This window comes from Acidovorax sp. 94, from assembly GCF_003634645.1.
Classification (GTDB): Bacteria; Pseudomonadota; Gammaproteobacteria; order Burkholderiales; family Burkholderiaceae_C; genus Acidovorax; species Acidovorax facilis.
Genome location: NZ_RBJA01000001.1, coordinates 1,408,189 through 1,420,918, shown reverse-complemented (window position 1 = coordinate 1,420,918; position 12,730 = coordinate 1,408,189). Strand labels below are relative to the sequence as shown.

Genomic DNA, 12,730 nt, shown 5'->3' with positions numbered 1-12,730 from the left:
AGCCCTTCCTTGCCTTCCACCTCCCTTCCCCCCACCGCCTCCGTCGGCACCAAACGCGAGCGCCGCAAGGAAGCCCGCCCGGGTGAGCTGCTGGAGGCCGCGCTGGACCTGTTTGTCGAAAAAGGGTTTGCCGCGACACGGGTGGATGAAGTGGCGGCCCGTGCAGGCGTCTCCAAGGGCACGTTGTTTTTGTATTTCCCCAGCAAGGAAGAGCTTTTCAAGGCGGTGGTGCGCCAGAACATCGCGGGCCGTTTTGAAGAGTGGCGGGATGAGCTGGATTCCTTTGTGGGCACCACCAGCGATCTGCTGCGGTACTGCTACCAGGTGTGGTGGGAGCGCATAGGCGCCACCAAGGCCTCGGGTATCACCAAGCTGATGTTCAGCGAGGCCCAGAATTTCCCGGAGATCACCGAGTTCTACCAGCAGGAGGTGATTCTGCCGGGGCAGGCGCTGATCCGCCGCATCGTCGAACGCGGCATCGAGCGCGGCGAATTCCGCCCCGTGCCACTGGACTACATCGTGCATGTGGTTCTGGCGCCCATGATCTTCCTCATGATGTGGAAGCACTCGGTGGGGGCCTGCATTCCAGACTCGCTGGGCCTGCGGCCTGAGTTGTACATCGATGCCCAGATCGACAATGTGCTGAACGGGCTGCTGGTGCGGCCCGACCCTTCTTCTCCCGTGCCCTCCCCCTCTCACACTTTTTCTGCGCCGCCCTCACGCGGCTCCTGACCATGAAACGCTGGATTCCCTGGATGGTGGCAGCCGTCGTTGTTGTCTTGCTCGGCGGCGGCGTGTGGCGGGCCATGGCGGCGCGGCAGGCGCAGCAAAAGGCATTGGCCGAAACCACGGCCCAGCGCGCCCAGGCGCCGCTGCAACTGGCAGCCCAAGAGGTGTTGCCGGTGCGGCGGCAGAACCTGGCGCTTGGCGTGCCCGTATCGGGCGCCTTGCGGGCGGTGGACTCGGCCATGGTCAAGGCGCGCGTGGGCGGTGAGTTGCAGGGGCTGACGGTGCGCGAAGGCGACAGCGTGAAGGCCGGGCAGGAAGTGGCCCGCATCGACCCCACCGAAGCCCGCGCCCGCCTGCGCCAGGCGCAGCAGCAGGCCGATGCCGCCAAAGCCCAGGTGGATATCAACCAGCGCCAGTACACCAACAACCGCGCGCTGGTGGACCAGGGATTCATCTCGGCCACGGCGCTGGTTACCTCGCAAGCCAGCCTCGAATCTGCGCAGTCCAACCACCAGGCCGCAATGGCCGCCGCTGACGTGGCCCGCAAGGCGCTGGAGGACACCGTGCTCAAGAGCCCCATCAGCGGGCTGGTCGCGCAGCGCCTGGCCCAGCCGGGCGAGCGCGTGGCGGTGGACGCCCGCATCATCGAGGTGGTGGACCTGTCGCGGCTCGAGCTAGAAGCGCTGCTCAACCCGGCGGATTCCGTGGCGGTGCAGGTGGGCCAGAAGGCGCAGCTCACCATCGAGGGCATTCCCGCCCCGGTGCCTGCCACCGTGGTGCGCATCAACCCCAGCGCCCAGGCAGGCAGCCGCACGGTGCCCGTCTACCTGCGGGTTGAGCAAGCCCCCGGCGCCACGCCGCTGCGGCAAGGCCTGTTTGTGCAGGGAACGCTCGATACTGGGCGGGCCGATGTGCTGGCCGTGCCGCTGGACGCCGTGCGCACCGACAAGCCCGCCCCCTACCTCCAAACCTTGAAAGATGGCCGCGTGGTCTATGCACCCGTCAAGACCGGCACCCGCGCGGTGGTGGGCGGCCAGACCCTGGTGGCGGTCGAAGGTGTGCCCGAAGGCACGGTGGTGATTGCGGGCCGGATTGGCCTGCTGCGCGAGGGCACGGCCGTGGCGGTGGCTGCATCAGCTGCGACAGCCGCTGCTGCACCTGCATTGGCAGCGGCATCCCGCGCTGCTCCCTGATCACCCTGACTACCCCGACCCGCCATGTGGTTCACCAAAGTCAGCCTTAAAAACCCCGTGTTCGCCACGATGGTGATGCTTGCCATCGTCGTGCTGGGCCTGTTCTCCTACCAGCGCCTGAAGGTTGACCAGTTCCCCAACATCGACTTTCCGGTGGTGGTGGTCACCGTGGACTACCCCGGTGCGTCGCCGGAAATCGTCGAGAGCGAAGTCACCAAGAAGATCGAGGAAGGCGTCAACTCGATTGCAGGCATCAACGCCCTGACCTCGCGCAGCTACGAAGGCACGGCCGTTGTCATCATCGAGTTTCAGCTCCACATCGACGGCCGCAAGGCCGCCGAGGACGTGCGCGAAAAGGTGGCCACTGTGCGCCCCCTGCTGCGCACCGAGGTCAAGGAACCCCGCGTGCTGCGCTTTGACCCGGCCAGTCGCGCCGTGTGGTCGCTCGCGGTGCTGCCGGACGAAAAATCCGGTCGCAGCGCTGTCGAGCTGACCACCTGGGCCGAGCAGATTCTGAAGAAACGCCTGGAGAACGTGCGCGGCGTGGGCGCCGTGAACCTGGTGGGCGCCACCAAGCGCGAGATCAACATCTACCTGAACCCGCAGGCGCTCGAAGCGTTTGGCGTGACCCCCGACCAGGTGGCGCAGGCCGTGCGCAACGAGAACCAGGACCTGCCCGTGGGCTCCATCCGGTCCCTCGCGCAGGAGCGCGTGGTGCAGATCGACGCTCGCATGGAACGCCCCGAAGACTTCGGCAAGATCATCGTCGCCCGCAAGAACGGAGCGCCGGTCCGGCTTGACCAGGTGGCCCGCGTCAACGACGGCGCGCAGGAGGTGGAAAGCCTGGCCCTGTACAACGGCCAGCGCACGTTGCTGCTGTCGGTGCAGAAGTCGCAGGGCGAAAACACCATCGAGGTGGTGGACGGCCTGAACGCCGCTGTGGTGGAGCTGAAGAACCAGCTGCCCGCCGGCGTGCGGCTGGAGACCATTGGCGACAGCGCCCGCCCGATCCGCGTGGCGGTGAACAACGTGCGCCAGACATTGATCGAGGGCGCCATCCTCACGGTGCTCATCGTGTTCCTGTTCCTGAATTCCTGGCGCTCCACCGTGATCACCGGGCTGACGCTGCCCATTGCGCTGATCGGCACGTTCTTGTTCATGAACATGTTCGGCTTCACCATCAACATGATCACGCTGATGGCGCTGAGCCTGTGCGTGGGCCTGTTGATCGACGATGCCATCGTGGTGCGCGAGAACATCGTGCGCCACGTGCAGATGGGCAAAGGCGCCTACGCAGCCGCCATGGACGGCACGCAGGAGATTGGCCTGGCGGTGCTGGCCACCACGCTGTCCATCGTGGCGGTGTTCATGCCCATTGGCTTCATGGGCGGCATCATCGGCAAGTTTTTCCACGAGTTCGGCATCACCATCGTGGCGGCGGTGATGATCTCGATGTTTGTGAGCTTCACGCTTGACCCCATGCTGTCGAGCATCTGGCACGACCCGAGCATCCATGCCCACGGCCAGAAGATCGAGCCCGTCACCTTCTACGACAAGACCATTGGCCGCGTCACAGGCTGGTTCGACCGTGCCACCGATGCATTGGCCGAGGGCTACCAGCGCATCCTGCGGTGGTCGCTGGTGCACAAGCTGACCACCATGGCGATTGCGCTGGCCATCTTTGTGCTGAGCATCTTCATGGTGCCGCTGCTGGGCACCGAGTTCGTGCCCAAGGCCGACTTCTCCGAAACCTCGCTCAATTTCTACACCCCCGTGGGTTCGTCGCTGGAGGCCACCGAGGCCAAGGCACAACAGGTGGAGGGCATCCTGCGCGAGATGCCGGAGGTGCGCTACACACTGGCCACCATCAACACCGGCAGCGCCCAGGGCAAGATCTACGCCAACATCTACGTGCGCCTGGTGGACCGCAAGGACCGCAGCCGCAGCGTGGACCAGATGTCCGACGTGCTGCGGGAACGCCTCAAGACCGTGCCCGGCATCACCATCACCCACGTGGGCCTGCTGGACGCCGTGGGTGGCAACAAGCAGGTGGAGTTCTCGCTGCAAGGCCCCGACCTGCAGGAGCTGGAGCGCCTGACCAAGGTGGTCACCGAAAAAATTCGCGACATTCCCGGGCTGGTGGACCTGGACACCAGCGCCAAGCCCAACAAGCCGGTGATCGCCCTGGAGGTCAAGCGCGACGTGGCGTCGGACCTGGGCCTGTCGGTGGCGCCCATGGCAGCATCGCTGCGCACCCTGGTGGCAGGCACCACGGTGGGCAACTGGCGCGCACCGGATGACCAGACCTACGATGTGAACGTGCGCCTGGCCCCCGAAGCCCGCACCCAGCCCGCCGACCTGGAGCGCCTGCCCTTTGCCCTGGCGGCGGCCGACGGCACCACCCGCATCGTGCGCCTGAACCAGGTAGCCAGCGTGACCGAATCCACCGGCGCCAACCAGATCAACCGCCGCGACCTGACCCGCGAAGTGGCGGTGAACGCCAACGTGGCAAAGCGCTCGGCCGGTGAAGTGTCGAACGACATCAAGAAGGCGCTGGAGGAAGTGAGCTTCCCGCCCGGCTATCGCTACCAGTTCAGCGGCTCCACCAAGAACATGGCCGAGTCCTTTGGCTATGCCATTTCGGCCCTGGCCATGGCCATCATCTTCATCTACATGATCCTGGCGAGCCAGTTCAAGAGCTTCTTGCAACCGCTGGCGCTCATGACCTCGCTGCCGCTTACGCTGATTGGCGTGGTGCTGGCGCTGCTGATGTTTCGCTCCACGCTGTCGATGTTCTCCATCATTGGCGTGGTGATGCTGATGGGGCTGGTCACCAAGAACGCCATCTTGCTGGTGGACTTTGCCATCCGTGCCCGTGAGGAGCACGTGAACGACCAGGGCCAGACCGTGCCCGGCCTGCCCCGTGCCGACGCCTTGCTGCTCGCTGCCCGGGTGCGGCTGCGCCCCATCCTGATGACCACGCTGGCCATGATCTTCGGCATGGTGCCACTGGCGTTCGCGTTGTCCGAAGGCTCGGAGCAGCGCGCGCCCATGGGCCAGGCTGTGATTGGCGGGGTCATTACCTCTTCCCTCTTGACCCTGGTGGTGGTGCCGGTGGTGTATTGCTATATGGACGACTTGGCCCAGTGGGCCCTTCGCAAGATGGGACGCGCCCCGGCAGCGCCTAAAATCGAAGGTTTGTCCTGATCGTCCCGATCGGCCTTGCATCTGCCCCACGGAGAAATCCCATGAACCTGCCCCTGAACACGTCCGCCAACATCAGCGACCCTATTGCCCAGGCCCGCTACAACATGATCGAGCAGCAGATCCGCCCCTGGAATGTGCTCGACGCTGACGTGCTCGACCTGCTGGCGGTGGTCCGCCGTGAAGACTTTGTTCCCCCGGCCTACCGCAGCCTGGCCTTCATGGACATCGAAGTGCCCCTGCTGGGTAACGACGCCGAAGAGGCCGTGCGCCTGGGCCACAGCATGCTGCAGCCGCGCGTCGAGGCACGCATCCTGCAAGACCTGCAAATCCAGCCAACAGACCGCGTGCTGGAGATCGGTGCAGGTTCGGGCTACATGGCAGCCCTGCTGGCCGCCCGCGCCGAACGTGTGGTGTCGCTCGAAATCAACCCCGAACTCGCCGAAATGGCCCGTGAGAACCTGCGCGACGCGGGTGTTCAAAACGCCGATGTGCGCCTGAACGACGGCGCCCGCGACGCCATTCCCGACGGCCCGTTCGACGTGATCGTACTGAGCGGCTCGGTGGCCGAAGTGCCCACCTCCCTGCTTGCGCTGCTGCGTGACGGCGGCCGCCTGGGCGCCATCGTGGGGGGCGAGCCCGTGATGCGTTTCACCCTGACCCGCCGCACCGGCGACCGTTTCGAAACCACCTCGCCCTGGGACACCATCGCCCCGCGCCTGGTGAACTTCCCCGAACCTTCCGGCTTTACGTTCTGACCCTGTTGTTCGGCTTTCTTCGGAGTTCTGCATGATCGATCACGTCCGCCCCGCCCAGCTGTCTGCCTGGTTTGCCGCCGCACCCGAAGGCAGCCAGCCCCTGGTGCTGGACGTGCGCGAACCCTGGGAGCTGCAGACCGCCAGCGTGCGCGCCGACGGGTTTGAACTGGTGGCCATCCCCATGGGCGAATTGCCCGGGCGACTGGCCGAGCTGGACCCCGCCCGCCCCATTGCGTGCCTGTGCCACCACGGCGCACGCAGCCTGCGGGTGGCATCGTTCCTGCAACACAACGGGTTTGAACAGTTGGCCAATATCACCGGTGGCATTGATGCCTGGTCGCACGAAAACGATCCCACCGTGCCCCGCTATTGATCACGCCCCTGGCACCCCGCTCTCCCATCGAACCGCAGACTCTTCCGAAGGACCCCCATGACTCCGCACCGGCCCCTCTCCCTGTCACTTCTGTCCCTGGCGCTCGGCGCGGCGCTGAGCGCCCCGGCGCACGCCCAGAGCCTGCTGGAGCTGGTGGAATCGGCACGCACCTATGACACGACCTGGCAGTCGGCCCGAGCCCAGCTTGACGCAGCATCCCGCCGCGCCGACCAGGCCCGCGCCGGCCTGCTGCCCAGCGCCGCGCTCACGGCCGGACTCAGCCGCGCCAATGTGGAACTGAGCCGCCCGCCTGTGGAGAACACCGGCACCACGCAGACGGTGGGCGTGCAGGCCTCTCAACCGCTGTACCGCCCCGCCAACCGCATCACGCTGGAGCAAGGCCAGCGCGGCATTGACGTGGCCCAGGCGCAGCTGGACGCCGCCACGCAAGACCTGCTGGTGCGCGTGAGTCAGGCCTACTTTGACGTGCTGGCCGCGCAGGACACCCTGACCTTCGTGCAGGCGCAAAAAGCGGCCGTGTCAGAACAACTGGCCTCCGCCAAGCGCAACTTCGAGGTGGGCACCACCACCGTCACCGATTCGCGCGAGGCCCAGGCCCGCTACGACCTGGTGGTGGCCCAGGAAATCGCGGCCGAAAACGACCTGCGCGTGAAACGCCTGGCACTGGACCAGCTGGTGGGCATCACCGGCACCAAGCCCCAGCCGCTGGCGCTGCCCGTGCAACTGCCCACGGTGCAGCCCGACAACGTGACCACCTGGGTGGACACCGCACGCGACCAGCAGCCCGGCGTGCGCCAGGCCGCCATCGCGCTGGACATTGCCCGCCTTGAAACCAAAAAGGCCGAAACCGGCCACCTGCCCACCCTGGACCTGCAGGTGGGCTACAACGTCACGCGCAACCCGAACGGCACAATCACGGCGCCCGGCGTGAACAACCGCACCAACAGCGCCAGCGTGGGCGTGGCCTTCAATCTGCCGCTGTTTGCCGGATTTGCGGTGCAAAACCGCGTGAAGGAAACCCTGGCGCTGGAAGAAAAGGCCAGCGCCGACCTGGAGACCACGCGCCGCAACGTGGCCCAGGCCACGCGCGCCGCCTTCTTTGGCGTGCAATCCGGCCAGGGCCAGGTGCAGGCCCTGGAGGCTGCCGAAGCCTCCAGCCAGAGTGCGCTCGATGCCAACAAGCTCGGTTATCAGGTGGGCGTGCGCATCAACATCGACGTGCTCAATGCCCAAAGCCAGCTCTTCCAGACCAAGCGCGACCTGGCCCAGGCCCGCTACAACGTGCTGCTCGGCACGCTGAAATTGCGCCAGGCGGCGGGCACGCTGACGCAGCAGGACATTGAGGCGATCAACGCCTTGCTGGTGAAGTAGTAAAAAACTTGTGAGGGCGTCCCCAGGGCGCCTACATGATGCACCAATCGACGTTTTGGAGCCGCTCGGGTCACGACATATCAGAAGCTGCGTTCCAATAATCTCGTTTGATTAATACTCATCCATATAGGCAACCCTATTCGGGGTGTCTTTGCAAAAACACGGCTCCCGTCAACTCCTGATGCTTGACGAGACTTGCGTCTAACGGACGATATACCCAGTACACAATAATAGACTCCTTTCGAAGTAGCTCATTTATTCCAGGGAAGCGTTCTTCGAGATCAACGTTGCCTATCAAAGACGCACCTGAATCGATCACGATTTCAGTCAAACTGTGAAATAAGGCTCCGGCGGGCCTGATTGGTGTCAACGCTTCATCGCCCTCTTCCAAGTTACCGCTGAAACCAACAAGTCGAGCAGCTGACACTCCGTCTACCCAGGGCAGTGCGCCTTGAAAAATCACCTTCGAATCGGAGCTGATATTTTTCAGCTCCATTCTTAGTTGAGGGCCAACCAAGCCCTTGGCTGGTGTCACCGTTAGAGCAAAAGCGGGTGTTTCTGCCGCCACCGCCAAATTTGAAAGCAAACTTGCAAGGACCATTGCAAACAAATTCGCAATTGTCAGTCCAACGCTGCGGCGGATCTCCAATTTAAGCGCCACCAAAACATTCGTCTCCATCAATCCAATTTATTGATCGACTTCTAGATCGTGAATTTGCTTTTAGGCGCAGCCAGATTTCCAGGCGGCACTACTTTCGCACTTCCGTTTTACGGCGCAGATCATCAAATGTTGGCAGCGACTTTTCAATTTCATCACTAAGAATTGCGAAACCATTTGCAAGGGTATTCAAGTTCGGGCAAGTTTTGGGAAGCGCAGCTCCTTCGACATATTCGCAAATCAATTCTGCAATGCCATTCTCTGCGTACTCAATGTACTGAACAACCTTTCCTTTGCTAAAAAATATCTGCATCGTGATGCGACCTTTGGAATCCCACATAGTCTGGCAGCCGGTAGAGACAATAATTTTTTTGGGTGACACGTAAACTGGCAAACCCGCGACAAAGTTAACGCCCGCCGATTCATTCAATATCGAATGTTCACAATTTGATTTTTTGTCAAGAGAAGCCGCAATACATCCGCCAGAAGCGATTGCTAAAGCCAATGTAATAGCTACAGTATTGTGAATCCAGGATAGGAAGCTACTCATTTTTGCACTCACAAATTTACGTGTATTTTGCAATCAGCGGATTGGGTGCATTTACCGTATCTCTCAGCGCATTTTGCGGCGGCAGTCCGTCACCGCTCTGGCAGACCGATGCTGTAGCAGTTACCGGAGGGGGGCACCTATCAACGTGAGTCGGTTTGTACGATTTCCAAAATTGCCTGCACTGTGGCCCGCGCTGCACCCCGGTGCGCCGTGGCAAAAAGCGTGGCTCGCTCACTGGCGGCAGCCTGCTGCGCGGCAACCGTGGCTAAATCAGTGGCCACTGCCATCCCTGCGGCCATGTCTAGCACGCGCTGCGCGGCACCTGCCGCGCAGGCCAGCTCGGCCGCCTCGGCAAAGTTGAAGGTATGCGGCCCCAGCACCACAGGGCAGCCGCAGGCGGCGGCCTCGATCAGGTTCTGGCCGCCCAGGGGGGCAAAACTGCCACCCAGCAAGGCCACATCGGCCAGGCCGTAGTACAGCGCCATTTCGCCCAGTGAATCCCCCAGCCACACGTCGGCCGCCTCGGGTTCTGCCGCCCAGTGGCTGCGGCGCGATACGGTGAGCCCAGCGCGCTGGAGCAGCTGTTGCACCTCGTCAAACCGCTGGGGGTGGCGCGGCACGATGAGCCACTGCACGTCGTTCGCTATATTATTAATAGCTGCTTGCGCTTGTCCATCAAGCGCTGGCGCCTGTTTTGGCTTGAAGTTTTCGAGCCACATCGCCTCCTCGCCCTCCCGGCTGCTGGCCAGCAGTACCACGGGGCGCCCGGTGTGGGCGTGCCAGGCCCGACCCTGGGCGATCTGGCGGGCGTCGGGCACCACGTCAAACTTGAGGTTGCCAAACACGCCGCGCACCGGGGCGCCGATGGCCCGCAGGCGGGTGGCGTCGTCTTCGGTCTGGGCCCAGGCAGCGGTCAGCCCCCCATAGGCGGGCCGGGCCAGCGCTGCCAGCCGCTGGGCCTTGCGCAGCGATTGGGCGTTGAAACGCGCATTGGCCAACACCAGCGGCACGCCACGCTGCTGACAGCCCGCCACTAGGTTGGGCCAGACCTCGGTTTCCATGAGGATGCCGATGGCCGGGCGAAAGGTGCGCAGAAAGCGCGCCACGGCGCCCGGTGTATCCCAGGGCTGCCACACTTGCACGTCGCCGGGCAGCAGAAGCTTTTCGCCCTCGGCCCGCCCGGTGGCCGTGCCATGGGTGAGCAGCAGGCGCATGCCCGGAAGCTGCTCGCGCAGCTGGGCCAGCAAGATGGCGGCGGCGCGGGTTTCGCCCAGCGATACTGCGTGGACCCAGACAAACTGGCCTATCGGATCAACGCTGTGGTGCGACACCATGCTGTCCATGGGCACCGGATACCGGCCAAAACGCTCGCCCACCGCATGGGCATAGCCAGGTTCGGCCACGGCGCGGCGGCGCAGCTTGCGGCGCAGCAAGGGCTGCGCGCACCAGGTCACCAGCGAATACAGGGCGCGGGCAGCGTTCATGCGGGGGATCGACCAGCGGATCAGCCGACCAGCTCCACCACCCCGCCCGTCCAGCCGCTGTCGCCCCGTGCCGCCCACACCAGGCTGGGGCTGTCACCGGGCGCGGCTGCCACGCAGTGGCCACCGGGTGCCCAGAAGGCACTGCGACCCGCGCTCACGTAGCCGCCAGAGGGCCCGCTGTAGTTGGCCACCAGCACCGCCATGTCGTGGTCGCGGGCATAGCCTTGCAGCAGAGCCGATTCGGCCCCATAGGCCTTCTCGGAAATCAGCACGCCCGCCGCGTAGAGCGCGGCGCCCGCATTGCTGGCGGCCATTGCGTGTTCGGGGTGGGTGATGTCGGCACACACGGCCAGCGCCGTGGGTTCACCGGCCAGCAACAGCACCTGGGCGTCGTCGGTGCCAGCACTGGCGAACCGCTCCTCGCTGGGGTGCAGGTGGCGTTTGCGGTACAGCGCCACACTGCCGTCGGCCCCGAGCACCCAGGCGCCAATGGCGGGCAAGGCGCCCGCCACCACCGGCGCAGCCGGGGCGCCCACCACCAGGGTGATGCCATGTTGCTGGGCAGACTGCCGCAAGGGGGCCAGCGCGGGATGGTCGGCCGACAGCACGTTGGCCGCCAGCAGGTTCGGTTCATACCCCGTGAGCGACAGCTCGGGAAACACCAGCACCAGCACACGTTCGTGCACCGCCGTCCGCACAAAGGCCAGGTGCGTTTGCACGTTGCGCGCCACATCACCCGGCGCCGAGGGCGACTGGGCAGCGGCAACACGCAAGGGGGTGGACAGTGACGGTTTCATGCAGGGCGGTTCAACAACAAATACAGAAAGAGGGGCGCGGTGGGTTCGACGATACGGCGTCAGTGGCTGGCGGCGCCCACGTGCGCATCGGGCTTGACCCGGTGCAGCAGGGCCAGCATGGCCGCTTCAATGCGGGCCAGGGCCTCGGTGGTGTGGCCCTCAAAGCGCAGCACCAGCACCGGCGTGGTGTTGCTGGCACGGATCAGGCCAAAACCGTCGGGCCAGTCCACGCGCAGGCCATCGATGGTGCTGATCTGAGAGGGCGCGGCAAAGGTCTCTGCAGCCAGGGCCTGCAGCTCGGCCGTGAGGCGGTGGGGTTCGCCCTCGGCGCAGGCCACGTTCAGCTCGGGGGTGGAGAAACTGGTGGGTAGCGCGTTGAGCACGGCGCTCGGGTCGGTGGACTTGCTCAGGATTTCCAGCAGGCGGCAGCCCGCGTAGGTGCCGTCGTCAAAGCCGTACCAGCGCTCCTTGAAGAAGATGTGGCCGCTCATCTCGCCGCCCAGCGGGGAGTGGGTCTCCTTCATGCGGGCCTTGATGAGCGAGTGGCCGGTCTTGAACATCACCGGCACGCCGCCAGCGGCCGCAATGGCAGGCGCCAGGCGCTGGGTGCACTTCACGTCGAAGATGATCTCGCCGCCGGGCACGCGCGAGAGCACGTCTTGCGCAAACAGCATCATCTGGCGGTCGGGGAAGATGTTGGTGCCGTCCTTGGTCACGATCCCTAGGCGGTCGCCATCGCCATCAAACGCCAGGCCCAACTCGGCGTCGCTGGCCTTCAGGGCCTCGATCAAGTCACGCAGGTTCTCGGGCTTGCTCGGGTCGGGGTGGTGGTTGGGGAAGTTGCCATCCACCTCGGAGAACAGCTCGATCACTTCGCAGCCCAGGGCTCGGAAGATGTCCGGCGCCGAGGCGCCCGCGATGCCGTTGCCGCAGTCCACCACGATCTTGATCGGGCGGGCCAGTTTCACATCGCCCACGATGCGTTCGCGGTACGCGGGCAGCACGTCCACATGGCGCACCGAGCCGCCGGGCAGCAGCTGCCAGGTTTCCTGCTCCATGGTGCGGCGAAGCTGCTGGATTTCTTCGCCATAGATGGCGCGGCCGTTCAGCACCATCTTGAAGCCGTTGTAGTCCCTGGGGTTGTGGCTGCCGGTGACCTGAATGCCGCTGGCACACAGCGTGCTGGCTGCAAAGTACAGCAGCGGCGTGGTCACCAGGCCCACATCGATCACCTCAATGCCCGCCTCCACCAGCCCCTGGATCAGCGCACCCGAGATGGCCGGGCCCGACAGGCGCCCGTCGCGCCCCACCGCCACGGTGGTCTGCCCCTCGGCGCGGGCTGCCGTGCCAAAGGCCCGGCCCAGGCCGAGCGCAACTTCTTCGTTGAGCGTGGACGGCACAATGCCGCGGATATCGTAGGCTTTGAAAATGGCGGGTGTGGGCTGCACGCAGGGGCCTTTCGCGTAGGGAGTTGGGCTGTTTTTGGAAGTCCGCTGCATTGTAGGCGCGCCCTCCGGGGGTACTGGGGGCAAACCCTCGCGTTGGGCTGAGGCACATGTCCGAAAACGGCCAGTGAAAACACCCCCGGCTCC

General features: G+C 64.6%; 11 protein-coding genes. 6 read left to right on the top strand and 5 right to left on the bottom strand.

Features of this window, described 5'->3' with window-relative positions; all coding sequences use genetic code 11:
- The first annotated feature begins 9 nt into the window (after positions 1-9).
- The 6 genes from C8C94_RS06625 to C8C94_RS06600 are packed head-to-tail and all read left to right on the top strand — an operon-like array spanning position 10 to position 7,649.
- A complete protein-coding gene (locus C8C94_RS06625; RefSeq protein WP_121420158.1) occupies positions 10-732 on the top strand; it encodes a TetR/AcrR family transcriptional regulator in 723 nt (240 codons plus the stop codon).
- Between the two features lie 2 nt (positions 733-734).
- Positions 735-1,922 (top strand): efflux RND transporter periplasmic adaptor subunit, encoded by a 1,188-nt coding sequence (locus C8C94_RS06620; RefSeq protein WP_121420157.1) that lies wholly within the window; start codon positions 735-737, stop codon positions 1,920-1,922.
- Positions 1,923-1,946: 24 nt separating this feature from the next.
- Entirely contained in the window at positions 1,947-5,129 is a 3,183-nt protein-coding gene (locus C8C94_RS06615; protein WP_121420156.1) for an efflux RND transporter permease subunit, read from the top strand.
- Positions 5,130-5,170: 41 nt separating this feature from the next.
- Positions 5,171-5,884: a protein-L-isoaspartate O-methyltransferase gene (locus tag C8C94_RS06610; protein ID WP_121420155.1), complete on the top strand. Its 714-nt coding sequence runs from the start codon at positions 5,171-5,173 to the stop codon at positions 5,882-5,884.
- Between the two features lie 31 nt (positions 5,885-5,915).
- Complete coding sequence (locus tag C8C94_RS06605; protein ID WP_121420154.1) at positions 5,916-6,257, top strand: rhodanese-like domain-containing protein; 342 nt, start codon at positions 5,916-5,918, stop codon at positions 6,255-6,257.
- A gap of 57 nt (positions 6,258-6,314) precedes the next feature.
- Positions 6,315-7,649 carry a TolC family outer membrane protein gene (locus C8C94_RS06600; protein ID WP_121420153.1) on the top strand — a complete coding sequence of 445 codons (1,335 nt, stop codon included), beginning with the start codon at positions 6,315-6,317 and terminating at the stop codon, positions 7,647-7,649.
- A gap of 136 nt (positions 7,650-7,785) precedes the next feature.
- On the opposite strand, the gene C8C94_RS25445 is transcribed toward C8C94_RS06600, so the two are convergent.
- The 5 genes from C8C94_RS25445 to C8C94_RS06585 all read right to left on the bottom strand — a co-directional run bounded on the left by C8C94_RS25445 (position 7,786) and on the right by C8C94_RS06585 (position 12,586).
- Positions 7,786-8,328: a hypothetical protein gene (locus tag C8C94_RS25445; RefSeq protein ID WP_147433243.1), complete on the bottom strand. Its 543-nt coding sequence runs from the start codon at positions 8,326-8,328 to the stop codon at positions 7,786-7,788.
- A gap of 70 nt (positions 8,329-8,398) precedes the next feature.
- Positions 8,399-8,857, bottom strand: a complete 459-nt coding sequence (locus C8C94_RS25440; protein ID WP_147433242.1) for a hypothetical protein — start codon at positions 8,855-8,857, stop codon at positions 8,399-8,401.
- Positions 8,858-8,997: 140 nt separating this feature from the next.
- Positions 8,998-10,341, bottom strand: coding sequence for a 3-deoxy-D-manno-octulosonic acid transferase (locus C8C94_RS06595; protein WP_121420152.1), 1,344 nt, complete (start codon positions 10,339-10,341; stop codon positions 8,998-9,000).
- Positions 10,342-10,361: 20 nt separating this feature from the next.
- Positions 10,362-11,138 carry a carbon-nitrogen hydrolase family protein gene (locus C8C94_RS06590; RefSeq protein WP_055401755.1) on the bottom strand — a complete coding sequence of 259 codons (777 nt, stop codon included), beginning with the start codon at positions 11,136-11,138 and terminating at the stop codon, positions 10,362-10,364.
- A 59-nt stretch (positions 11,139-11,197) separates the two neighbouring features.
- Positions 11,198-12,586, bottom strand: a complete 1,389-nt coding sequence (locus tag C8C94_RS06585) for a phosphomannomutase/phosphoglucomutase (protein ID WP_055401757.1) — start codon at positions 12,584-12,586, stop codon at positions 11,198-11,200.
- Positions 12,587-12,730: the final 144 nt, after the last annotated feature.